At 55.5% G+C, this 23,087-nt stretch carries 15 protein-coding genes; 7 read left to right on the top strand and 8 right to left on the bottom strand.

What is annotated here, in order from left to right; genetic code table 11:
• The first annotated feature begins 454 nt into the window (after positions 1 to 454).
• Both FJM65_RS04500 and FJM65_RS04495 read left to right on the top strand, forming a co-directional pair.
• Entirely contained in the window at positions 455 to 2,665 is a 2,211-nt protein-coding gene (locus FJM65_RS04500; protein WP_140619898.1) for a PAS domain-containing sensor histidine kinase, read from the top strand.
• Entirely contained in the window at positions 2,640 to 3,071 is a 432-nt protein-coding gene (locus tag FJM65_RS04495; protein ID WP_140619897.1) for a response regulator, read from the top strand. The genes FJM65_RS04500 and FJM65_RS04495 overlap by 26 nt, the downstream gene beginning before the upstream one ends.
• Before the next feature lie 23 nt (positions 3,072 to 3,094).
• Here FJM65_RS04495 and FJM65_RS04490 read toward each other — a convergent pair whose 3' ends face one another.
• The 3 genes from FJM65_RS04490 to FJM65_RS04480 form a co-directional block, all read right to left on the bottom strand.
• Positions 3,095 to 3,598 (bottom strand): GAF domain-containing protein, encoded by a 504-nt coding sequence (locus FJM65_RS04490; protein ID WP_140619895.1) that lies wholly within the window; start codon positions 3,596 to 3,598, stop codon positions 3,095 to 3,097.
• A gap of 67 nt (positions 3,599 to 3,665) precedes the next feature.
• Entirely contained in the window at positions 3,666 to 6,218 is a 2,553-nt protein-coding gene (locus FJM65_RS04485; protein ID WP_140619892.1) for a PAS domain-containing sensor histidine kinase, read from the bottom strand.
• Between the two features lie 132 nt (positions 6,219 to 6,350).
• Positions 6,351 to 7,550, bottom strand: coding sequence for a Pycsar system effector family protein (locus FJM65_RS04480; RefSeq protein WP_140619890.1), 1,200 nt, complete (start codon positions 7,548 to 7,550; stop codon positions 6,351 to 6,353).
• Between the two features lie 367 nt (positions 7,551 to 7,917).
• Here FJM65_RS04480 and FJM65_RS04475 point away from each other — a divergent pair, with 367 nt between their 5' ends.
• Together FJM65_RS04475 and FJM65_RS04470 are read left to right on the top strand one after the other, a co-directional pair.
• The gene (locus tag FJM65_RS04475; protein ID WP_239022820.1) at positions 7,918 to 11,733 is read left to right on the top strand and encodes a BamA/TamA family outer membrane protein; all 3,816 of its coding nucleotides are present in this window, start codon (positions 7,918 to 7,920) and stop codon (positions 11,731 to 11,733) included.
• A 75-nt stretch (positions 11,734 to 11,808) separates the two neighbouring features.
• Positions 11,809 to 12,828, top strand: coding sequence for a DUF6268 family outer membrane beta-barrel protein (locus FJM65_RS04470; RefSeq protein WP_140619888.1), 1,020 nt, complete (start codon positions 11,809 to 11,811; stop codon positions 12,826 to 12,828).
• A gap of 81 nt (positions 12,829 to 12,909) precedes the next feature.
• Here FJM65_RS04470 and ppk1 read toward each other — a convergent pair whose 3' ends face one another.
• The 4 genes from ppk1 to FJM65_RS04450 form a co-directional block, all read right to left on the bottom strand.
• The gene (gene ppk1, locus FJM65_RS04465) at positions 12,910 to 15,015 is read right to left on the bottom strand and encodes a polyphosphate kinase 1 (RefSeq protein WP_140619886.1); all 2,106 of its coding nucleotides are present in this window, start codon (positions 15,013 to 15,015) and stop codon (positions 12,910 to 12,912) included.
• Between the two features lie 45 nt (positions 15,016 to 15,060).
• A complete protein-coding gene (locus tag FJM65_RS04460) occupies positions 15,061 to 15,555 on the bottom strand; it encodes a SixA phosphatase family protein (protein ID WP_140619884.1) in 495 nt (164 codons plus the stop codon).
• Positions 15,556 to 15,745: 190 nt separating this feature from the next.
• A complete protein-coding gene (hflX, locus tag FJM65_RS04455) occupies positions 15,746 to 16,957 on the bottom strand; it encodes a GTPase HflX (protein ID WP_140619881.1) in 1,212 nt (403 codons plus the stop codon).
• A gap of 3 nt (positions 16,958 to 16,960) precedes the next feature.
• Positions 16,961 to 17,686, bottom strand: coding sequence for a SirB2 family protein (locus FJM65_RS04450; RefSeq protein WP_140619879.1), 726 nt, complete (start codon positions 17,684 to 17,686; stop codon positions 16,961 to 16,963).
• Positions 17,687 to 17,803: 117 nt separating this feature from the next.
• On the opposite strand from FJM65_RS04450, the gene rfbC reads away from it, so the two are divergent.
• Positions 17,804 to 18,346 carry a dTDP-4-dehydrorhamnose 3,5-epimerase gene (rfbC, locus tag FJM65_RS04445; RefSeq protein WP_140619876.1) on the top strand — a complete coding sequence of 181 codons (543 nt, stop codon included), beginning with the start codon at positions 17,804 to 17,806 and terminating at the stop codon, positions 18,344 to 18,346.
• 258 nt (positions 18,347 to 18,604) lie between these two features.
• On the opposite strand, the gene FJM65_RS04440 is transcribed toward rfbC, so the two are convergent.
• Positions 18,605 to 19,891 carry a UDP-N-acetylmuramoyl-tripeptide--D-alanyl-D-alanine ligase gene (locus tag FJM65_RS04440; RefSeq protein WP_140619874.1) on the bottom strand — a complete coding sequence of 429 codons (1,287 nt, stop codon included), beginning with the start codon at positions 19,889 to 19,891 and terminating at the stop codon, positions 18,605 to 18,607.
• Between the two features lie 173 nt (positions 19,892 to 20,064).
• On the opposite strand from FJM65_RS04440, the gene FJM65_RS04435 reads away from it, so the two are divergent.
• Positions 20,065 to 22,296 carry a T9SS type A sorting domain-containing protein gene (locus tag FJM65_RS04435; protein WP_140619871.1) on the top strand — a complete coding sequence of 744 codons (2,232 nt, stop codon included), beginning with the start codon at positions 20,065 to 20,067 and terminating at the stop codon, positions 22,294 to 22,296.
• Positions 22,296 to 22,682 (top strand): hypothetical protein, encoded by a 387-nt coding sequence (locus FJM65_RS04430; protein WP_239022819.1) that lies wholly within the window; start codon positions 22,296 to 22,298, stop codon positions 22,680 to 22,682. Before FJM65_RS04435 ends, FJM65_RS04430 begins: the two co-directional genes overlap by 1 nt.
• The last annotated feature ends 405 nt before the right edge of the window (positions 22,683 to 23,087 follow it).

Raw genomic sequence — 23,087 nt, 5'->3', positions numbered from 1 at the left:
CCTCCGTCCCTGCTTTTCCTGGTGCCGGTGCCGCCGGCATTGCGGTTCTTACCCGACAATACACCCCACAATGCAAGTATAAGTATGGGCCACCAGCCGCTGTTCCTGTTCTGTAGGGCGGTTCTTAACTTTCAGCTTTCTGGCCCACCTGTGCAAAGTAGGCTAAGTGCAACACCATCTGTTACAGCAGATGGCATGCCCCGAAAGTGGCAAGTATAATTAAGGTATATACTTTGAAATATTAGTGCATTTGGCTGTGGTGCCATATTTAATTTGCTTGCTATCTTTAAGAGTGGTAAATAAGCTAAGCTTTAGAGATGTTTCTTTACAGCGCTGTTTGGCATAAAGTATAAAGCAGCCCAAACGTAAAGCCGGGTGCCGGCTGCCTGTGCCCAAGGTCAAAAGCAATAAGTATACTTTGTAGTGATGGTAAGGAGACTCAAAATGTAGGACTATGCCCTGGAATGACGAGCGTGAAAACAATTTCTTTTTGGCCCTACTGGAAAACAGCACAGACCTGATCTCTATCATCGATGCAGAGGGGCGGTATAGCTTTGTGGGCGGTTCGGTGCTAAACATTCTGGGTTACCAGCCGCAAGAGATGGTGGGGCGGAGCGCCTTTGAGTACGTGCATGCAGAAGACATAGGCTTTACCACGCTGGCGCTGGCCGATGCCGTGACTAAAGCCAGCGCGCTGTTGCCCCCGTTCAGGTTCAGGGCCAAAAGCGGGGAGTGGCGCTGGATTGAGGCCTCTATCACAAACAAGACGGACGTAGATCAGATAAAGGGCTTTGTGACTAACTCGCGCGACGTGACAGACTACGTGATGGAGGAAAAGCTGAAAGACAGGAGCCAGGCACACTACGAGTCGCTGTTCTACAACCACCCCGACGCTGTGTTTGAGCTGAACGCAGAGGGCGTGTTTGTGCGCGTCAACAAAACGGTGTCGCAGGTGCTGCAGTACCCGGACGAGGAGATTCTGGGCTCGCATTTCCAGAAGTTTGTGCACAAAGACAACATGGCCACGGCTACGCAGGCTTTTATAAACACCATGGGCGGCAACTCAGAGTATCTGGAGCTGTCGGTGGTGCGGCCAAGCGGCGAGGTGGGCACCCTGGGCATTACCGTGTTTCCCGTGCTGATCGAGAGTCAGGTGGTAAGCCTGCAGGGCATCGCCAAAGACATCACGCTGCAGAAAAAGTATACCCTGCTGGTAACCGAGCAGGCTGAGCTGCTCAACAACATCATGGAGCGCATCCCGCAGTCCTTTTACTCCCTCGATAAAGATTGGAGCTATACTTACGTTAACTCCTACTACGCCTCCTATGTGGGCAAAAGCAAAGAGGAACTGATCGGCAGCTGTATCTGGGAGTTGTTCCCGGAGTGTATGGAGACCCAATTTTACCAGGAGTGCAATAAAGTGGCGCAAAGCGGGTTATCAGTGAGCTTCGAGGAAACGGTGGGCAAGCGAGACGATTCTGTCCTGAGTTTCCAGATATACCCGTTAGCCAAGGGCGTGTCGGTGCACTTTGAGGACATAACCGAGCGGAAGCGGGAAAGCGACAGGCTGGAGAAGCTGGCGCTGGTGGCCAGCAAAACCACCACGTGCGTGATGGTGATGGATGCCGCCTGCCGCATGGAGTGGGTGAACGAGGCTTTTGAAGACCTGACGGGGTTTACCTTGGCCGACTGCTTTGGCCGCGAGCCGCAGGAGCTGCTGGCCGGGGAAGAAACCTCTGCTAAAACCCTGAAAAAGCTTAAAAAGAAGCTTGGCAACGGGCAGGCGTTTAAAGGCGAGGTTCTGAATTATGCCAAGGATGGGCGCAAAATTTGGTTTTACCTGGAGATTACACCAATTTACAATAAAGCAGGGCAGGTGGAAAAGTTTATTGCCATCCGCACCGATATAACAGAGCGTAAACAGCGGGAGCAGGACCTGATGCGCCTGGCGCAGGACCTGTTTCAGCAGAACCGGGATCTGCAGCAGTTCAGCTACATGGTGTCGCATAACCTGCGAGCACCGGCGGCAAACCTCATCGGCCTGACCGATATTCTGCAGCTGGTGGGCAAAAACTCCATTATGTTTGATGAGGCGCTGCTGCGGGTGCGCGAGTCGGCCTTTAAGCTTGATCATGTGATCCGGGACATGAACCAGGTGCTGTCTGTTCGGGAGGGGAGCATGTCGTTGGACTTGGAGGAAGTGGACCTACGGCAGCTTTTTGATGAAGTGATCGCGGCCATGCAGCACAAGCTCTCCAAAATCAGGCATACCGTTGAATTGGAGGTGCGCAACCAGGCCGTGCTCCGGACAAACAAGGCATACTTGTTCGAGGTGCTGAAGCAGCTGATCTCCAACGCCATCAGGTTCCGGAAAGCACAGGAGCCGCTGCACCTGAAGCTCTCGGCTGTGAAGACCAAGAAGAAGGTGGAGCTGACGGTAACGGACAATGGCATCGGCATGGACATGGAGCTGGCCAAAGACCACATCTTTAAGCTGTACAAGAAGTTCCATAGGGGGTACAAAGGGCGCGGGGCGGGCCTGTATCTCGTAAAAACATACTTAGACGCCCTGCACGGAAGTATAAAAGTAGTTTCGGAGCCCGGCTGCGGCACTACATTCAGTATAAAATTTAAGTCAAATGCTAAAGAAAGCATACATCATTGACGACGACCAGATAACGCTGTACCTGACGCAGCTGGTTTTTACGCTGTCTACCCCGGAAACGGGGTTATCGGGCTTTGAAAGCACGCACGACGCGCTGGCGCAGCTGGAGGCGGACGTACTGGCAGGCAATTTGCCCGACCTGGTGTTGCTGGACCTGAACATGCCCTTTATGGGTGGTTGGGAGATGCTGCAAAAGCTGGAGAAGCACACCGCGGCTTTTCGGGCGCAAGGCTGCCGGTTATACGTGCTTTCCTCGTCGGTATGGGAGCAGGACCGTACCCACAGCACTACCTGCCCCCTGGTGGCTGGCATGCTGCAAAAGCCTTTCTCGCAGGAGCAGCTGGAGGCCATCGTAAAAGCTGCTGCGCCACAGGATAGTTACCAAAGTGACGGTGAGCCTATCTAGCCCGGCAACGTATGCAGCCACCGCTAACGCGTTGCGGCAGCTTGCGCTTCTATTTGCTGTATAACGTATGCTGCCAGTTTCTGCAAGGCTAGCTCATCGAGGCGCGAGAAGTCCCGGATCTTGGTATCGGCTACGCCCAGAGCGCCCACTCTAAGGCCGCCCGGCGAGACAAGGGGAGCTGCCGCATAAAAGGCCACGCCAAACTCCCCGTGGGCAAAGGGGCTCATAAAAAGGCACGGCTCTTCCCGTATATTCCTGAAAACAGTTACCTCATCCCGAAGTATGGCAAAACAGCAGAGGCTTTTCTCCCGGCTTACTTTCGTGAGGCCGGGCAAACCTATACTAGCCTGGGTCAGCACCTCCTCCTTCGCCACAAAGTTCAGGAAAGCAATGGGCATTTTAAAGATATGCGCCGCCATGCCTACCACATGGCTGTAGACTCCGCCTTTTTCTATACTTGGAATGCCTAAGTAGCGGTGCAGCTGCACGAGCCGCTGCGACTCAGGGTCTTGTGCTTCAGGTGTCATGGGAAGAAAAATGGCAGGTGTTTCTGTAAAAAGAGATTTGGCTGGCGAAAGCAGGTGTGGCCTGCCGCTACTGCCGTGGGCCGGGCAGGTAAATCAGGAATGTGGTGCCTTTCTCTACTTCGCTACTCACTTCTATGTGCCCGTCCATCGCCTCCAGGTGGCACTTTACCAGGTATAAGCCAATGCCGCTGCCCTCCTTGTTCCGGTGGAACCGCTTGTAAAGCTTAAACACATGCTCCCTGGCCTGGTCCATGTCAAAGCCGGAGCCGTTGTCGGAAAACGAGATGAGCGTGCCCTGCGCATTGTGGTAGATGCAGGAGATGGTTACCTGCAGCGGCCTTAGCGCCGACCTATACTTAATGGCATTGGAAAGCAGGTTATGGAATATGCTGTACAGGTATGCCCTGTTGGCCTCCACCACAACATCTTCGCCAAAGTCGCAGGTAACTTCTGCGGCACTCTGCAGCAGCAGCTCGTGCAGGGAGGCCTGTGCCTGATCGATCACCTCGCGCAGGCTAATCGGGCTAAGCTCCAGGTTGCCTTTGCTGTCGCGGATGCTCAAAATGGTGTTCATGTCCCGCAGCACTTCGTCCAGTTTGCGTGCGCTTTCCTTCAACTTGTCTATCGACGCATCAAACACAGGCGAGTCTTTCCCGATGGAGGCCAGGATGTTGGTGAAGCCAAGTATGTTTGCCACCGGCGAGCGCAGGTTGTGCGACACGATGTAGGAGAACTGCTGCAGGTCGCTGTTCTGCCGGTACAGGTCGCGGGCCAGCTTGCTTAGCTCCTGCTCCGATCTTTTCAGGTCAGTAATGTCCGTCTGGATGCCAACATACCTGGTCGCGGTGCCGTCAGTGTCCAGCACAGGGCTCACGTCAATGGAGAACCACCGCTCTTCGCCAGACTTGCGGTATACGAGTATCTCCTCTTTAATGGGCTGCTGGCTTGCCAGTTTCTCCACAATCCGGTTTAGGGTAGCCTGATCTGTGTGGGGGCCTTGCAAAAGCCTGAACGGTTTGTTGCCCAGCGCCTCGTCTAGCGTATAGCCCGTGAGGTGGCTGAAAGCCTCGTTTACCCATTCCATCTGCCCTTTCTCATTCATAATGATAACAGAGTTGGTGGTGCGGCTGGCCACCAGCGACAGCATGCTTATCTCCTCCTGCGACTTTACCCGCTCTGTAATGTCAGACTGAATGAAAACATAGCGGTCCACCTGGCCACTTTCATCCAAGATCGGGTTTACCTGCACCAAAAGCCAAAGGTCTTCCCCGCTTTTCTTGCTCCGCAGGATCTCAAACGACACCGGCTCGCCCTGCTGCATTTTGTGCATAACGGCCTGCAGAGAGCTTTGGTCGGCGGTGGGGTTATGCAGCAAGCTGAAGGGGGTTTGGCCGGCGGCTTCTTGCAGGCTGTAGCCGGTAAGGCTAACAAAGCCCTCGTTTACCCACTCAATCTTAAAGTCCTTGTTTAGGATGAGGACGCCATTGGTTGTTTTGCTGGCCACCAGCGACAGCTTCTCCAGTTCTTTTCGGGCTTCCACCTTCTCGGTGATGTCTGTGAAGTATACGGAAATGCCTTCTTCCGAAGGAAACGCCTTTACCTCCACCCACTTGTGCAGGTGCGGGTTGTATGCCTCAAAATGCACTGCCTTGCCGGTATCTGCCGCATACTGGTACTGCCGCTGAAACTCCCCGAAGATCTCCACCGGAAAAACGTGCCAGATGTTCTGGCCCAGCTGTACTTTTCTGTCCAGGTGCAGGAGCCGCTCTGCTTCGTGGTTGATGTAGGTAAAGCGCCAGTCTCTGTCCAGCGTAAAAAACGCGTCGGTGATGCTCTCGAAAATGGTGTTGAGTTTGTTTGCCTGCAGCTGTATGGTTTCGTAGGAGCGCACCATGGGGGTGATGTCCTTGGCAATGGTCTGCACAAAAGCCACTTTGCCCCCGATCATGACCGGCTGCTTCACGGCATCATACACGCGCCGCTCGGTTTGGGAGGAAGTATACAATACCAGCTCAAAGCTGCTGGAGATGCCCTGCAGCGCCTGGTGCAAGGCCGCCGCGCATACTTTGCCCATCTCAGGGGGAAGGTAAGGCTGCAGCTGCCGGTGCAGAATGGCCTCTGGGGCAAGTCCGAATGCCCTGTAAAAGCTCAGGTTGCCTTCCAGCACCTGCCCGTCGGCATCCTCCAGAAAAATAACATCGGGGTTGTTGTTGAACAGGGATTTATACTTCTGCTCGCTTACCTCCAGCCGGTGCTCATCCAGCTTATGGGCACTGATGTCGCGGAGGGTGCAAAACGCCAGCTCATCGCCCTCCGACCACACGGCAGACCAGCGCAGCGTTACCAGGTGCCCCGCTTTATGCACCATGCGGCTCTCGAAGGCAACAGCCTCGCCGCCGCCTGTAAGCTGCGCCATGTGCAGGGCCGTTGCCTCCAGGTCATCTGGGTACGTGAACTCGGAGTAGTGGCGGTCCGTCAGCTCTTCGCTGGTGTAGCCCAACGTGCTCACGCTGCCGTTGCTGGCATGCACAAAGCGGCCCGCTGCATCGATAGCACACATCAGGTCAGGAGAGAACGCGGCCATCTTCTCCAGCATCGTGTCATTAATTTTTGAACCCATGGCGATAACGTGCGTCTTATCGATGCCTTTTTTGCTACTAACTTATGAAATCACGGCGCTATCTAAGTATAAAACGGGTTATTTTTTTACGAACTGTGTTTGGCAGATGTCGGTACCGGGGGCAAGTATAAATCAGGCGCTGGTGATGGCGTACACAAAGCCAAGTACGGTAAGCACCAGCCCCAGCATAAAGATGGTATAGGAAATGCGCAGGATTTTATACTTGCGGCTAAGCACCTCGCCCAGGTAGTAAATGTCGGTGATCATGTTGTTGTAAAGCGACTTCTTATCGCGCATGATGTCGTGCATACCGTTCTGGAACTCCTCCAGGGGCAGGTTGGTGAAGTTGCCGAAAAAGAGCAGGTTCACTTTCCGGGTGTCGAGCTTTTGGTTGCGCTTCTTTTTAAACGTGAAGCTGGTTACCTCGGGCTGCGCCGAGATAATGGCAAACACCACCGAGCCGAGCGTGGTGAGCAGCAGCGTGCCGATCGGGATAAGGAATGTGCGGTGCGTAGTATAGTCGATGCCGATGGTGGAGGTTTTGGCGCTCAGGTAGGTAATAATCACCGAGATGATGATGGCGTTGAGGCTGATCATCATGTTGGCCTTGTTGTCGGCTATGGCGCTGAGGTTAAGGTGGGTGCGGTAGGTGTTGCGGAACATGGTTTCGATGCCCCGCTTGGGCTGCGCCAGCGTCTTGTTGTGCTTTTTCTCCTCCTTTTTCTTCTTCTCCAGCTCTTTGCTCAGGCGGCTGCGCTGCTCCTGTATGTTCAGGCCGAGCTGCGAGGCAAACTTGCGCTGCGCCTGGTTGGTATGGAAGGTGGTGGAAAGCAGGAAGTCCATCTGGAACTGCTCCCATTCGCTATCCGAAAAAAACTTGTCCCGGAAGATCTCCCACTCCACACGCAGCAACTCGGCGGTGGCAAAAAAGGTGTCCTTGCCTATGTTCGACATGTCGGCGTCTACCAGCAGCTCCTGCAGCAGGGTCTCGGGCTCGCGGCCATGCTGGGTGGCGCGTATGGTGTCGGCAATCAGCTCGATGCGCTCCTGCGGGTACTGCTTTTCCTGCAGCCACTCCGTCGCGATCTGCACGCTTTCCTCCTCGTGCCCATCATAGGTGTTTACATAGCCCGTGTCATGAAACCAGGCGGCCAGGGCCAGGTCCTGCAGCTGGTCTTCCGTGATGCGGCTCCGCTGGCCCAGGTCCTGGGCTTCGGCCACGGTTTCAAAGGTGTGCTTATAGTTGTGGTAAACAAGTTTCTTCGAGAGTCTGTCTTTATACAGCCTGAAGACATACTCCCCGGCTTGCTTTACAAGTGTCTGATCTTCCATAATCGGTTAAGTAGCTTGCCGACACAAGTATGGCTTTTGTCGGCGGCGTGCCAAATGTGAGGCATCTGGTAATCTGCGGTTACGGCAAAAAACAACAAATTGTTAGTGAAAAGAGTAACAGCGGGGGTGTCTGGCAGTATAATACTAGGTAACAACTAAAAGCCAAGCCAACTCGTTTATCAATTCCTGTTCTGCCACGCCCATGGCAAACGCCGTGTACGGATGAGGCGGCACAGTGCCGTTTAAGCAGCTGTGCGCCCCTGCATCACCCTTCCTTTGGCAAAGCCTGTATGTCACGGCAATGCCGGCAGGCTGGCATCCGCAGCGGCGTGCTATGTCAGGAGGCACCCTTAGCCAACAAACCACTATGATAAAAACGATGCAGAGTATACACCGGCCACTAAAACGCTACGGGTGGTGTGTGCTGTTAAGCCTCTTTCTCTCCGCTTGTATCTCCACAGAGCCGCACTACAGCAGCCAGGCCCTTAATTGGGAACAGAGTAAACCTGAGCCCGGCAACGATGTGCTTTATACGGTGTATCTGATCGGGGACGTGGGGGCGCCTATGCTGGATGGCGAGCCGTCGCTGAAGCTGATGCGCAAGATGATGATGGAAACCGGCGAAAGCAGCGCCACGATCTTTCTGGGTGACAATGTATACATGAACGGCCTGCCGCCGGAGGGCAGGTACGACAGAGAAGTATCGGAAGACCGCCTGACGGCACAGCTGGATATTTTAAGGGGCTACCCCGGCGAGAAGTACATGATCCCCGGCAACCACGACTGGAACCACAGCGGGCGCGGCGGCCTGGAGTTCGTGATGCGGGAGCAGCGCTTCGTGAACGAGTACCTGACCGACGAGAACATTGTGGTGGGCGGCGATTTTTACGTGCCCGGCGACGGCTGCCCCGGCCCCTATGAGGTGCGGCTGAGCGATGACCTGGTGATGATTGCCCTGGACTCGGAGTGGTGGCTGCACCCTTTTAACCGGCCCTACGGCGACAACAGCAACTGCGGCGCCGCCACAGAAGGAGAGATGCTGGTGCAACTGGAAGACATCATCGAGAAAAACAGCGGCAGCGACATTTTGGTGGTGGGGCACCACCCGCTCATGACCCGCGGCGAGCACGGCGGTTTCTTCACGCTCAAGGATCATCTCTTTCCGCTAACCATGCTGTACAACTGGGCTTACCTGCCTTTGCCGGTTATCGGCTCCATCTACCCGTTCGCGCGCAAGTATGGCGGTATTCTGCAGGACGTGCCGCACCCCCGCTATCAGGCCTATATCCAGGGCTTGCTCGATATCTTTAACAAGTATGACAACGTGGTGTATGCCGCCGGCCATGAGCATGCGCTGCAGTATTTTAAGTATAATGACCTGGCGCACATCATCAGCGGGGCCGGCTGCAAAACCGACTACGTAAAGCCTGGCGGCGGTGCCGACTATGCCCAGAAGATAAAGGGCTTCGTGAAGACGACTTACCACCAAAACGGCGAAGTGTGGGCCGAGTTCTGGGTGCCGGAAGGAGAAGGCGAAACGGGCAAAGTAACCTACCGCACGCTGCTTTATACCAAAAAGCCCCGCAAAGAGCGTGCACGCCCATCCGACGACACCAACTACGCCGACAGCACCATCACCCTGGCCGCCAACTCCGCCTACGAGGCCAGCGGGCTGCACCGGGCGCTGCTGGGCAAGCACTACCGCCGGGAGTGGAGCACGCCTATAGAGGTGCCCCTGCTGGACATGAAACAGGAAGAAGGCGGCCTGACGCCTTACCAGAAAGGCGGCGGCAAGCAGACAGCGGCCTTAAAGGTGCGCACGCCGGAGGCCAAGGAGTATAGCCTGCGCACCGTGGATAAAGACCCCACCATGTCGTTGCCGCCCTACCTGCGCGAAACGGCTGCCCGCACATTGTTGCAGGACCAGATATCGGCGCAGCACCCATACGGCGCCCTGATCATCCCGCCGCTGGCCGATGCCGCAGGCGTTTACCACACTAACCCCAAACTCGTCTACATCCCCAACACGCCTTACCTGCGGCAGTACCAGGATGAGTTTAGTAACACCTTGGCTTACCTGGAGGAAGACGCCGATGAGAACCACGAGGAAACAGCCAGCTTAGGCTATGCCAAAAACCTGGTGGGCACCGACAAGGTGCTGGAGGAACTGGAGCAGGACAACGACAACGAGGTGGACCAGCAGGAGTACGTGCGGGCGCGCCTCTTCGACATGCTCATCGGCGACTGGGACCGGCATGAGGGGCAGTGGCGCTGGGTGGAGGAGGACAAGCCCGGCAAAGGCAAGCTATACACCCCGGTGCCCGAGGACCGCGACCAGGCCTTTTTTAAAGCCGATGGCGTGCTGCCGTGGCTGGTTACGCGCAGGTGGGGCATCCGCAACATACAGAACTTCGGGTATGATTTCCCGGATGTGGTGGGGCTTAACCTGAGCAGCCTGACGCTGGACCGCACGCTCACATCAAAAGTGACCCGGGAAGAGTGGCTGCGCATAGCCGAAGACATCCGGCAAAGTATGACCGACGAGGTGATAGCGCAGGCAATGCAGCAGTGGCCCGAGTCCATACGCAAACTATCGGCGGCAGAGATAACGGAAAAGCTGCAGGCAAGGCGCGAGAAACTTCCGGAAGTAGCGGCGCAGTACTACGACTTTCTGGCTAAGTACGTGGACATTACGGGCAGCGACAAGCATGAGCGCTTCCTGATAAACCGCCTGAACGACCAGGAACTGCAGGTAATCGGCTACAAAACTTCCAAAGAGGGCGAGGTGCGGGAGGAGATCTTTAACCGCACCTTTTACACTGACCAGACAAAGGAAGTGCGCATTTACGGCATGGGCGGCCTGGACGAGTTTGTGCTGTCGGGGGATGTGGATAAGAGCATCCTGGTGCGCATCATTGGCGGAGACGATGAGGACGTGATCACGGACAGTTCCCATGTGCGTGGCCTGAAAAAGTATACCGTGGTGTACGACACGGAAGAAGGCAACCGCCTCAGCTTCGGCAGCGAAACAAAAGACAAAACAAGGGCCGATGAGGAAGTGAACCTCTATGACCGGGATAATTACCAACTGCCGTACATCGCGCCGCGCCTTTCAGCAGCCTATAACGTGGACGACGGGGCAGTGCCTGGCATCGGTGTGCTGTGGCGCACGCAAAAATTCCGCAAGAAGCCTTATGCGGCCGAGCACCTGCTGGAGGGCAAGTATGCCTTCCGGACCGACGCGTATGACCTGAAGTATGCCGGCAGTTTCCGGCAAGTGCTGGGCTACTGGCACCTGGCCCTGGACGCGCAGCTGCAAGGGCCGGAGTTCAGGCGTAACTTCTACGGGCTAGGCAACAAAACCGAGGAGGCAGCCGGCGCAGGCGATGATTTTTACAGCGTAAACTATGAGCGGCAAACGCTAGGGGCGGCGCTGGTGCGGGAGCCGGTGGCCTTTGTGGAATTTGGCTTGGGTCCAACCTACGACAGGTTCGAGGTAAAAACGCCTTCGGGGGAGAATTTCCTCCTGAGCCAGGGGCAGCAGGGGCTGCTGCAAGAGGGTACTTATGACGCTTTAACGCAGCAGTTTGAGCCGCTGCACTACCTGGGGGCAAAAGCCTTTGCCAACCTGGAGGTAATCGGTGGCGGCAGCACAGCAGCCAATCCCCGCATTGGCATGCGCTGGTACAATACCATCAGCTACAACCATCAGCTGGGCGGCCAAAAGCTGCACTTCACAAACATCAGTTCGGAGTTCCGCTTTTACATCACGCCTAACTTCCCGTTCAAGCTTACCTGGGCAGGCCGTTTAGGGGCCTCGCGCAACTACGGCGATTACCGGTTTTACCAGGCCAGCACCTTGGGCGGCACCGAGAACCTGCGCGGCTTTAGGCGCACCCGTTTTGCCGGCCGAAGCAGCGTGTATGCCAACGGCGAGGCGCGGCTGCACCTGATCGACTACAATGTATACTTTACACCTATCAGGTTTGGATTGCTGGGCCTGATGGATGTGGGGCGCGTGTACATGGACGGCGAGCCTGAGGGAGCCTTTTTCCGGAACATGCACGTAGGGTATGGCGGCGGCGTGTGGCTCGACCTGCTGAACCGCACGGTGCTGTCGCTGAGCTACACCAATGGGCACGAACAAAGCTACTGGATGCTCACCTCCGGCTTCTTTTTTTAACACAAACAGGTGCTTACAAGTATAAAGGGGCAAGCTGGAGCAACAGCTGCTGAATTTTTTACACGACAAGAAACTATGAAGAAGAATATTTTACTGTGCTTTATACTTGCCTTCAGCGGGTTTATACTTCCTGCGCAGGCGCAGGGGCCTGATGTAGAGGCAATTGAAGAATACGCGGCGCCGGGTGTGCGTGGCATGGGCAAGCCGCAGGGCGTAGTGGTTAGCTATGAGCGCCTGCCCAATTTCGATATAGACTCTGAGTCTGATGACCCGCGCGTGGGCAACGGCTCGGGGCACATCAAGCGTCATAACAAATTTCAGGTGCGTGCCTTTGCGCCTGTGCTAAACAAGCCCCAAAGCAAACTGATCGTTGGCTTTGACTATGAACTGGAGGAGTTTAACTTTGATGGCCTGACGAAAAACTCTTACGGGCTGTACCGCTACCTGGAAGACAAGAACCTGAAAAGCATTGGTTTGCAGGCGGCTTTCCTGCACTCCCTCAACGAGCGCAACTTCTACCTGGTCCGGATAAAAGGCGAGCTGAACGGAGACTACACCCGCGACGACATCAACATCTCCGATTACCTGAAAACCACGGTGGACCTTGGCTATGGCTGGAAGAAGTCGCCGGACTACGCCATTGGCGTGGGCCTGCAGTGGGGCTATACTTTTGGCCGGCAGCGCGTATACCCCGGTATCCTGTACAACCGCACCTTTAACCCGAAATGGGGCGTAGAGTCTATTTTTCCGGCTAACCTGCGGCTGCGCTACAATGCCAACGAAAAAACGCTTTTTTATGCCGGCTACCGGCTAGAGGGGGCCAGCTACAACATGTATGTGGATGAGGCCCCGCTATCGGAGTTCGTGGACCTGGAGCTGCGCCGCACCGACATAAAAGGCTTGGCGCGCATGGAGCGCGAGATTTACGACTTTCTGTGGTTTGCCGTGGAGGGCGGTTTTCGGCAGTACTACAGGCACCGTGTTTTTGATGAGGTAGGCTCTGTGGATGATCTTATTAAAAATGACCTGGCGGGCAGTGGCTACGTCCGGGTCGAGGTTTTCCTGGTGCCACCCAGAAGGTTCACTCAAAAGTAGCGGCGGCAGCTACAGCAAAAAGCCCCGGCCATACTTAGAAGTATAGCCGGGGCTTTTTTGTGGATGCGTGTTTCTCCGTTTCTACTCTTTGCAGGCAGGCGGCATGTCCTGTGGCACCAGCTCGCGCAGGTAATCATAGGTGGCATACTGCGCGCGCACGTTGGTAGCGGCGGCTGGCTTCACGTAGCTGTTGTCTACGGAGCGGGTTTTGGTGTCGTCCTGCAGCTGCAGGTCTATAATGTGCCGTACCTGCTCCACCAGGTCCTTCTGGTACAGCGGGAAACCCACTTCCACGCGTCGGTCCAGGTTACGGGTCATCCAGTCAGCGGAAGCTACGTATAGTTGCTCATCGCCGTTGTTATGGAAAAGGTATACCCGTGCATGCTCCAGGTAGCGGTCCACGATGCTGCGTACCTCAATGTTCTCGCTTATTCCCTCTATGCCCGGTGCCAGGCAGCAAATGCCGCGCACCAGCAGTTTCACCTTTACGCCAGCCTGGCTGGCCTGGTACAGCTTCTTGATCATGCGCGTATCCTGCAGGGCATTCATCTTCAGGGTCATACTTGCGGGCAGGCCTTTGCGGGCGTTTTTAATCTCTCGGTCAACAAACTTTATAAAGCTTTGGCGCATGTTGATGGGCGCTACCAGCAGGTGCTCAAATTTCTTGTCGGTTTGCCGGTCTATAAAGAAGTTGAAAACCTGCTCCACGTCTTTTGTCAGGCGTTTGTCTGAGGTAAAGAGGGCGTGGTCGGCGTAAATCTTGGAGGTAGCCTCGTTGTAGTTGCCGGTGCTCAGGTAGGCATAGTTTACCAGCTTCCCTTCCTCGTTGCGGGTGATGAGGCCTATCTTGGAGTGCACTTTCAGGTCTGGTACGCCGAAGATGACGTTAGCGCCAGCCTTCTGCAGCTTGCCCGCCCAGTATATGTTCGACTCCTCATCGAAGCGCGCCTTCAGCTCCACCACCACGGTTACCAGTTTTCCGTTTTTGGCGGCCTTTACCAGTGCCTTGGCAATTTTCGATTTGTCGGCTACGCGGTAAAGCGTGGCGCTCATGGCCGTAACTTTGGGGTCGTTGGCAGCCTCCTCAAACAGGCGCAGCACATAGCTAAATGACTGGTACGGGTAGTGCACCAGGTAGTCCTTCTTTTGCATGGCCGCAATTATACTTGGCTCTTTTTCCAGCTCGGGGTGTATGAGCGTGGGCTGCGGCTTATACTTCAGGTCGGGCAGGTTAAAGTCCGGGAAACCAAAAAAATCGCGGAAGTTGTGGTACTTGCTGCCCACGACCAGTTCCTCCTCCGTAATGCCAGTATGCGCCATCATGCGGTCCAGGAGGTCCTGCGGTGTTTCGGGGTCGTAGAGCAGGCGGGCCGGATAGCCGGTTTCGCGCTTTTTCAGGCTCTTCTGTATCTTGGCCATCAAGCTACCCGATACCTCTTCCTCAATATCCAGCTCCGCATCCCGCGATACCTTAACAGCATGGGCGGCAAAGGACTTATACTTTGGGAACAGCAGGGGCAGGCAGAACCGGATGGCATCATCAATGAACATGACGTAGCGCTGCTCGTCTACGGTAGGTAACTTAATAAAGCGTCCTCCGTGCTTCTTTGTCGGGATCTCCAGCATCGCGAAACGCTCCGGTTTGGCATCGGCCTCAGCCGCTTCCCACATCTTCACGCCCAGGTACACGGTTTGGTCGCGCAGGAACAGGTGCGTCTCCGTCTCATCGAGGTTGATGGGCAGCAGGAGCGGCTCCAGCGTTTCCTTAAAATAGTCTGTGATCCATTCCTTCTGCTCGGGGTTCAGGTTGTGCTCTGTTAGCATGTGGATGTCGTGCTCGCGCAGGGCCGGCAAGATGCCGTCGCGGTATACCTGGCCGAACTCCTCCTGCTGGCGGTGCACCTCCTGCAGTACCTGGCCCAGCGTCTCCTGGGGCTCTTCGTCCAGCTTGCTGCGGGTTTTGGGCTTCAGTTTGATCAGGCGCTTCAGGGTGGCTACGCGCACTTTAAAGTACTCGTCCAGGTTAGACGAGAATATTGCCATAAACTTAATGCGCTCTAGCAGGGGCACGTTCTTGTCTTTTGCCTCCTGCAGTACTCTATAGTTAAAAGCCAGCCAACTCAGCTCCCGGTTAATGTAAGGGGTAGCTGCGGTTGCCTTCAGGGCTTTTTCTTTCTCTTTTACCATGATGGGTTGCGTTCTTCTGCCACCGGAGGGGCGGCAAGGGTAATATTATTTATGGTTCTTGGGAAAGTCGAGGAACAGTTGCCTGGAGTTGTCCTTCGAGATGTCGTACCAGCTCTCGCAGTCGAACTCCAGCCCTACCACGCCTGCAGTGGGCAGGCTGCCAACAGGCTCCATCGAGAGCATATCGGCAAACTCCGAAATAGCCTCGTTGTGGCCCACCAGCATCAGGGTCTCGATGTCGGACGGGGCGCCCTGCACCACCTGTAGCAGGTCTTTTTTGCCAGCGCCGTATACGTCGGTGTTCACCTCAATGTCATCAGGGTCGTAGCCAAGCTCCCGGCCTACCAGCGTCGCTGTGCTGATGGCCCGTACCGCCGGGCTGGAGATGATCAGCTGCGGCTTTACGCCACGCGAGGCCAGCTCGTGCCCCATCAGCGGCGCGTCGTGGCGTCCCCGCTTGTTCAGGGGGCGGTCGTGGTCGCTGAGCTCATCGAACTTCCAACTGGATTTGGCGTGCCTAAGGATATAAAGCGTTTTCATACATTTTCTGTTTCTCAGGGCCAGCAAGGGCCTCCCAAGGCCACAGTTGTGGCTTTGCTACTTACTGAAAGTATGGCTAAATGGTTGTGTGTGTCTGGCTAAGTATGGCAGTGGCAATGGCAGCGCTCAAAGCAAAAGCCCGCCGCTGCGGGGCAGGGCGGGCTTCGAATAGAATAATGGGTGAGCCTGGCTACACGTTGTTTGGGTAGCGCTGGAAGTGGATCTCGGCCACACGGCGCTGCAGCTCTTCGCGCAGCGCCTCAATATTAAGCTTATCGGTGGCGGAGATAAACAGAGCCGGCGCGTGTTCTTTGGCCATGTAAGTTGCCTTCAGGTCCTCTACGGAAGGGCGCACGTGGTGGCCGCCTTCTTCGTTCATGCCCTGCTGCTCCTCCTGCAGTTCCTGCTCCCGCTTCTTCAGGTATTGGTCTAGCTTGTTAAACACCAGCAGCACCGGCTTGTCGGCAGAGTTGATGTCTTTCAGCGTTTGGTTCACCACGCCAATATGGTCCTCAAACGAAGGGTGCGATACATCCACGACGTGCACCAGCAGGTCGGCCTCGCGTATCTCATCCAGGGTAGACTTAAACGACTCGATGAGCTTGGTAGGCAGCTTGCGGATAAACCCTACTGTATCGGAGAGCAGAAAAGGTATGTTATCCAGCACGACTTTGCGCACGGTGGCATCCACGGTGGCAAACAGCTTGTTCTCGGCAAACACCTCGGACTTCGACAGCAGGTTCATCAGGGTTGATTTGCCCACGTTGGTATACCCCACTAGCGCCACGCGCACAATGCCCGCCCGCGCCTTGCGCTGTTCAAAATTCTGTTTCTCAAACTTGCGCAGGCGCTCACGCAGCAAGGATATTTTGTCGCGCACAATACGGCGGTCCGTCTCAATCTCTGTCTCACCCGGGCCTTTCATGCCAATACCACCCTTTTGCTTGGAAAGGTGCGTCCAGAGGTTGGTGAGGCGCGGCAGCAGGTACTGGTACTGGGCCATCTCTACCTGGGCGTGTGCCTGGGCGGTTTTGGCGCGCAGGGCGAAGATGTCAAGTATAAGCAGGCTCCGGTCCACGATCTTCACCTGTATCTCGCGCTCAATGTTGCGCACCTGCGAGGGGCTCAGGTCATCGTCAAAAATCACCATATCCACCTCGTGCTCCTTTACAAAAGCCTTTATCTCCTCTAGCTTGCCGCTTCCCACAAACGTGCGCACATCGGGCTTATCCAGTTTCTGCACAAAGCGTTTCAGCGTCTGCGCCCCGGCCGTTTCAGCCAGAAAAGCAAGCTCATCCAGGTATTCCTCCGTCTGCTCATCGGTTTGGCGATAGCTTGGCACCGCCACCAGCACGGCGGTTTCCTGTGGTTTGGAGGTTTCGTAATATTTCTTTTTAGCCATTCATTATTTCTTAAGCGTCATGGTATAGGCGGCCAAAGCTTCCACCTCTTCATCGGTCAGCTGGCTGCCAAAGGCCGGCATCAGGCCCCAGCCCTCTGCGATTACGTTTACCCGCTTGCTTTGGCTCAGGTTGCTTGCCTGCAGGTTAGTGGCGCCGCCAAGCCCTTTGGTGCCGTCGGCGCCGTGGCAGGTCTGGCAAAGCTGGGTATAGATTGCCTGCGCGTTTGCCAGCTGCGCCTCGCTCATAGACTCCACTATGGTCTGCTGCACCTCCTTCGACTCGCTCAGGCTGGCATCGCCCATTTCGGCGGAGTCTGTTTCGGGTGTGGCCGTTGCCTCCGTCGTGGAGCTGGCAGCGGTTGGTTTCATCTTCAGGCTTTTCGTTTCGGCTACCCCGTACAGGTACAGGAAGAGCAGCAGTGCGAGCACCGTTAGCGCTTTGTTCTCGCGTTTTATGCCTACAATACCCAGCGGGATGGCCGCTACTACCAGTACCACTTTGGTGATAAGCCAGGCGGGCAGATCTCCCTGGTAACGGAAGAGCAGGTAGCCGCCGGTAACAAGTATAAGCGTGCCAAAGATGATGTCCAGCACACGTGTTTGTTTACGCATTTTTGCCAGCGCCTTGTGCTTGTTAAGCAGGAGCAGTACCGCCTTTGCCCCAAACAGGAGCAGGAACAGCACCACGACCAGTACGTGCGTGTGCAGAAACGCAACAGTTGCTTGCATGTTTTATACTTTGGTTGAAAGAGCGTATGCAAATTACGTTAAAATTTCTGATGCTGCCCGCAAAATGGCTAACTTGCCGGCCATTAACGCCACTTTAGCCATATTAGATTACACAAGATGGATCACAAACTTTTCGGAATTGAGGGCCTAATAGAGTTTCAGCCGCGCATCTTCCGCGACGACCGGGGGTATTTTATGGAAACGTTCAGCATGAAGTGGTTTGAGCCGCTCGGCCTGAAACCGAACTTCGTGCAGGATAACCAGTCGATGTCGAAGAAAGGGGTGCTGCGCGGGCTGCACTTCCAGAAGCCGCCGCATGCGCAGGCAAAGCTGGTGCGGGTAAGCACGGGCAAGGCACTGGACGTAGCCGTGGATTTACGCCAGAACTCGCCTACTTACGGCCAACACGTTGCCTGCATACTCGACTCTGAAAAGCACAATGTATTTTACATACCGGAAGGCTTTGCGCATGGCTTTGTGGCGCTGGAGGATGATACCACCTTCCTTTACAAGTGCACCGACTTTTACGCGCCTGAAACGGAAGGCGGTATACTTTGGAACGACCCTGCTTTAGGTATAGATTGGGGCATAGCCGAGCCGCTGGTATCGCCGAAGGATGAGGTGCTGCCGACGCTGGAGCATTTCAGTTCACCTTTCTAGACCGGTGATGAAGGGGATTCGACTGATTTAACAGGATTTTAATTTACGAAGAAGAGGCAGCAGCTTTATAGTTGCTGCCTCTTCTGTTGAGGCCTGTTCGTTTTTCCTTTTGCAGATCCTGTAAACTCCCTCTGCTCTGTTTATCTGGGCTCAAAAAAATAGAGACGCAATACGTTGCGTCTCTACAAGGCTTTAAACTTATCAAGTCTTTATTGACACTAATCAGGCAAAATCAATTAAATCGCCTTCTTTACTGGTTTATAGCTCCTCCACCAGCGTCTCCAGTCCCATGCCGCGCGAGCCTTTGATCAGCACATAGCTATCGGCTACCGGGTTCTTGCGCAGCCAGGTTTGCAGCTCCGGCTTCGTCTCAAAGTATAAAAAGCTGTCCTTCACCCCGGCGGCGTATTGCATGTCCTTACCGCAAAGTATAACGGTGTCGAACGGCTGCTGGGCTACTACTTCTCCCAAGGCGCGGTGCTCAGCCTCGCTCTCTGCGCCCATCTCAAACATATCGCCAAGTATAACCGCTTTTTTGGGTGCGTTCATACTTCCGAAGTTGCGCACGGCGGCGGCCATGGAGGTGGGGTTGGCGTTGTAGGCGTCCAGGATGATGGTGTTGCTGCCCTTCTGCAGCACCTGCGAGCGGTTGTTGACCGGACTGTAGTTGGCGATGGCCTCGTTGGCTCTCTGCAGCGGCACGCCAAAGTACTTGCCGATGCAGACTGCGGCAGCCATGTTCTCGTAGTTGTAGCTGCCCACCAGCTGCGTGTGCACCACGTTGCCTTCCTCATCCTTGTACACCACATAAGGCGAAGCCTCCAGCAGTTCGCTATGATAAAAATCTCCTGGTGCCGGGTAAGTTACTTTGCTCTCGATGCGGCGGCTCATGCGCATCAGGTGCTCGTTGCCGGTGTTGATGAACACGGTGCCGCCATGCTCCAGCAGGTGCACGTACAGCTCACTCTTGCCGCGGGCCACACCCTCCAAACTGCCGAAGCCCTCTAAATGTGCTTTTCCGATGTTCGTGATCATGCCGTGCGTGGGCATCGCTATGGAAGACAGCAGCGCAATCTCGCCGATGTGGTTGGCACCCATCTCGATAATGGCCATCTCGTGCTCCGGGGTGAGGCGCAGCAGCGTGAGCGGCACCCCAATGTGGTTGTTCAGGTTGCCCTGCGTGTAAAGCGTGTTGAACTTCTGGCTCAGCACCGCATGTATGAGTTCTTTGGTAGTGGTTTTGCCGTTGGAGCCCGTGATGCCGATCACCGGTATACTTAGCTGCCGGCGATGGTGGCGGGCCAGGTCCTGCAGCGCTTGCAGCGTATCCTCCACTACAAATACATTATCCGAGGCCATACTTGGGTCATCCACCACGGCATACTTGGCACCTTTCTCCAGCGCCATCTGCGCAAACTTTGCTCCTTTAAAGTTGGGGCCGTTCAGGGCGAAAAACATACTTTGGTCCTGCGCGGCGCGGGAGTCGGTGCTGACGTGGCGGCACTCCAGGTATTTTTGGTATAGAAACTCGATCGTATTCTGCATGAAATGCTTTAATTTTAGCTTGATTCTGGTGTTTCCTGTAATAACAAGCGGCTAAACTAGTCGTGGCTTTGCCTGTTGGCAATATACATCCAATTAGACAAAAACGACAGTAGCGGTCCTCCCGTTCACCAAAATAGCACAAACCATACATCCACTAAGAAGAAGCTACCTGCATGAGAGTACCCTTTGCCCTTCTGATGGCCTTTTGCTGGGCCACGACTGCCCTGGCGCAGCAGCCGGAGCCGCTTCGCTTCCGCATCAGCCAAAGCATACCTGTCACGACGCCGGCCGGCCAACTGGCGAGCCCCTGGAGCGGCGGGCTCAACGCGCCGCAGTTCTCCACCATCGACCTGAACCAGGACGGGCAGGAGGATTTGTTTGCCTTTGACAGGCAGCTGCAGAAAGTGTTTACCTGGCTGGCGGTGCAGGAGGCAGGGCAGTGGAAGTATGCGTATGCGCCAGAGTATGAGGCTTTGTTTCCCGATGACCTAAGCGACTGGGTGCTGCTGCGCGACTATAACTGCGATGGCCTGAAAGACATCTTTACCAGCTCCTTGCTCGGCATCCGGGTGTTCGAGCAAAAGGAGGATATTGCGTTCGCGCTGGTGACGGAAGGCATCCATTATGGCAGCAGAAACGCCAACATACAGATGAACAGCGCCGATGTGCCCGCGATAACAGACACGGATAACGACGGAGACCTGGACATACTTGTGACCAACTTCTCGCAGGGTACAAAACTGGAGCTTTACCGCAACATGCAGGCAGAGCAGGAGGAGGCCTGCGGCACGTTAACTTTTAAGCTTCAGACAGATTGGTGGGGCGGCATAACCGAGTGCGAGGGCTGTAATGACTACAAATTCGGGGAGGCGTGCAGTAGTAACGAGGGCCATAGTGTAGCCAGCCCCATGCACTCCGGCCACGCCGGCTCCTCGCTTCTGCTGCTGGACCTGGACGGTGATGGCGACAAGGAACTGGTATCGGGTAGCGTGAGTTGCCCAAACCTGGTGCTGATGGAGAACAAGGGCAACGAAACAGATGCCCTGATGACGGATGTAAACCCGCTTTTCCCCGAAACGAAGCCCGCCGTGCTGAACATGTTCCCGGCCGCATACTACGAGGACGTTACGTTTGATGGCGTGCCGGACCTGCTGGTGACGTCGCAAGTGTCTCAGGAAACCCATAACATGGACTTTCAGCAGTCGGTTTGGGTGTATCAGAACAAAGGCACCGAAAACAGGCCAGCGTTTGATTTTGTGCAAGGCGATTTTCTGCAGAACCAGATGATTGACCTGGGGGAGGGAGCTTACCCGGCTTTTGCGGACTGGGACAACGACGGTGACCTGGATATGCTGGTGGGAAATGATGGCAGCCTACGGGATGGCGTGTACGGCGGCTCGCTGAGCTTATACAGCAACACCGGCACCGCCTCGGAGCCTGCCTTTACACTTGTTACAGATAACTACCTGCAGCTCCACGACCAGCAAGTATATCACATAAAACCCACCTTTGCCGATCTGAACGGAGACGGCGCTACAGACCTTGTACTTACCCTCAGCGGCGTGCAGCCAGGCTCCTCGCGCATCGTATGGCTCCAGAACCTGGCCGCCAAAGGCCAGCCGCTCAGCTACGACATGGCTTACCTGCAGGTGCTACAAAGAGTGGCAGAAGGCGATGCACCTGCCTTTACTGACCTGGACGGAGACGGCGACCTGGACCTGCTGCTTGGCAAAGCCGCCAGCAACCTGGAGTTTTACCGGAATACCGGCACTGCCACAGCGCCGGCTTATACTTTAGAGAACACAGAGTTTGGCGGCATAGGCTACGACTTTGAGCGCCGCTACCTGCATCCTTTTGTGTATGATGTGGACGGAGACGGTGCGCCGGACCTGCTGACTGTGGACGAAAGCGGCGAGCTGCGTAGTTACCGCAACATCATAAAAAGCCAAAACGCTGGACTTGATGCCGAAACCGAGGTGCTGGAGAATGAGCTTACCGCACAGGTACAGGCTACCCGGCTTGGGAACGGGCTAAGTATAACAGCTGCGCCTTTAGAAGGAGACAACACGCTGTACCTGGCGCTGGGCAGCAGGGGAGGTGGTTTATACTTGCTGCAGCAAACCGCAGGAAACGCAGCCGGCCCCGGCGAAAATGCCAGGCTGGCGCTGCAAGTATACCCTAACCCGCACGACCAAGCGCTGGCGGAGCCGGTAAAAGTGCAGGCTTCGGAGCCGGTGCAACTGGACGTATACAGCATCGTTGGCCAGCGTGTGTACCGCACACAGCGCGGTAAGTACAGCCGCAGCCATGCAGTGCCAACGCAGGAGCTGCAGGCGGGCATCTACATCATCAGGGCAAGTTCTGAGCGTGGAGCATCGGCCGCTGTTAAACTGATGGTGCGCTGATGCAGGCTTTTCTATACCTGGATCTAACGCAAAGCACCGCCTTCCATCAGCCCGTGGCAGAGCAGGTGCGCCAACGCTTTCCGCAGGTAACGGTGCTAGACCTGGATGCCCGCTCTGATGAGTTGCTGCAACACTACGCCCTGCGCCTGTTGCGCGAAAGCCACCGTGCGGTGGTATGTATAAAAGCGGATGGGGAGGCAACCGAGCTGGCAAGTATAATGCCGCTGCTGGAGGAGCTGTTCGAGGAAGAAAAACGGCGGCTAGTTATCCTGACTGGGCTGCAACCGCGCCTCCAGCGCATTTTCGCCGCCCGCCCGCATGTGGCGTTTAAAGTAGTGATAGAAGAGGAGGTAGTGGGGGAGGTGAAGCGCTTCTTAGAAGTGTAACTCGCTTCGACTAAAATCTGCCAGGCTGCCTTGGGGCTCCAGACCGATTTTATATCCACAGCTATACTTTAGTTATACTTTCTAAAGCTTCCTTAGCGCAAGCGTCCGCTTGTACCTCGCTATAGCCACCGCTTTCCGCAACTTTAACTAAGCCACCCTTACTATCTGCCGTTTCATCCTCAGTCTTACAAACCTAAAGTTGCATTTCATACTTGGTTCCCTCCAAGGCCGGGAGGCCTCGCCTTGGGGGTAGGGGCCCTCGATAAGGGTATCGCGCTGTCTACATTTCCTTTGCTCCTGCGTCGCAATGCCGCCAAGGCGGCACCGAAAATCTAGAAGGCACTCTTGGGGGAGACCCCCACCCAAAGGCTGGGATCATTTTTAGATAGCCACGGCTCGGGCTAT

Origin of the sequence: Pontibacter mangrovi, assembly GCF_006385705.1 — a bacterium.
In the GTDB taxonomy this organism is placed as follows: Bacteria; Bacteroidota; Bacteroidia; order Cytophagales; family Hymenobacteraceae; genus Pontibacter; species Pontibacter mangrovi.
The sequence above is the reverse complement of the archived record's forward strand: the minus strand, read 5'-3'. Positions and strand labels throughout refer to the sequence as shown.

Bases quoted from the DNA above. Each gene is read 5' to 3' on its own strand.
- FJM65_RS04500 (WP_140619898.1), top strand. From the start codon at position 455: ATGCCCTGGAATGACGAGCGTGAAAACAATTTCTTTTTGGCCCTACTG.
- FJM65_RS04495 (WP_140619897.1), top strand. From the start codon at position 2,640: ATGCTAAAGAAAGCATACATCATTGACGACGACCAGATAACGCTGTAC.
- FJM65_RS04490 (WP_140619895.1), bottom strand. From the start codon at position 3,598: ATGACACCTGAAGCACAAGACCCTGAGTCGCAGCGGCTCGTGCAGCTG.
- FJM65_RS04485 (WP_140619892.1), bottom strand. From the start codon at position 6,218: ATGGGTTCAAAAATTAATGACACGATGCTGGAGAAGATGGCCGCGTTC.
- FJM65_RS04480 (WP_140619890.1), bottom strand. From the start codon at position 7,550: ATGGAAGATCAGACACTTGTAAAGCAAGCCGGGGAGTATGTCTTCAGG.
- FJM65_RS04475 (WP_239022820.1), top strand. From the start codon at position 7,918: ATGATAAAAACGATGCAGAGTATACACCGGCCACTAAAACGCTACGGG.
- FJM65_RS04470 (WP_140619888.1), top strand. From the start codon at position 11,809: ATGAAGAAGAATATTTTACTGTGCTTTATACTTGCCTTCAGCGGGTTT.
- ppk1 (WP_140619886.1), bottom strand. From the start codon at position 15,015: ATGGTAAAAGAGAAAGAAAAAGCCCTGAAGGCAACCGCAGCTACCCCT.
- FJM65_RS04460 (WP_140619884.1), bottom strand. From the start codon at position 15,555: ATGAAAACGCTTTATATCCTTAGGCACGCCAAATCCAGTTGGAAGTTC.
- hflX (WP_140619881.1), bottom strand. From the start codon at position 16,957: ATGGCTAAAAAGAAATATTACGAAACCTCCAAACCACAGGAAACCGCC.
- FJM65_RS04450 (WP_140619879.1), bottom strand. From the start codon at position 17,686: ATGCAAGCAACTGTTGCGTTTCTGCACACGCACGTACTGGTCGTGGTG.
- rfbC (WP_140619876.1), top strand. From the start codon at position 17,804: ATGGATCACAAACTTTTCGGAATTGAGGGCCTAATAGAGTTTCAGCCG.
- FJM65_RS04440 (WP_140619874.1), bottom strand. From the start codon at position 19,891: ATGCAGAATACGATCGAGTTTCTATACCAAAAATACCTGGAGTGCCGC.
- FJM65_RS04435 (WP_140619871.1), top strand. From the start codon at position 20,065: ATGAGAGTACCCTTTGCCCTTCTGATGGCCTTTTGCTGGGCCACGACT.
- FJM65_RS04430 (WP_239022819.1), top strand. From the start codon at position 22,296: ATGCAGGCTTTTCTATACCTGGATCTAACGCAAAGCACCGCCTTCCAT.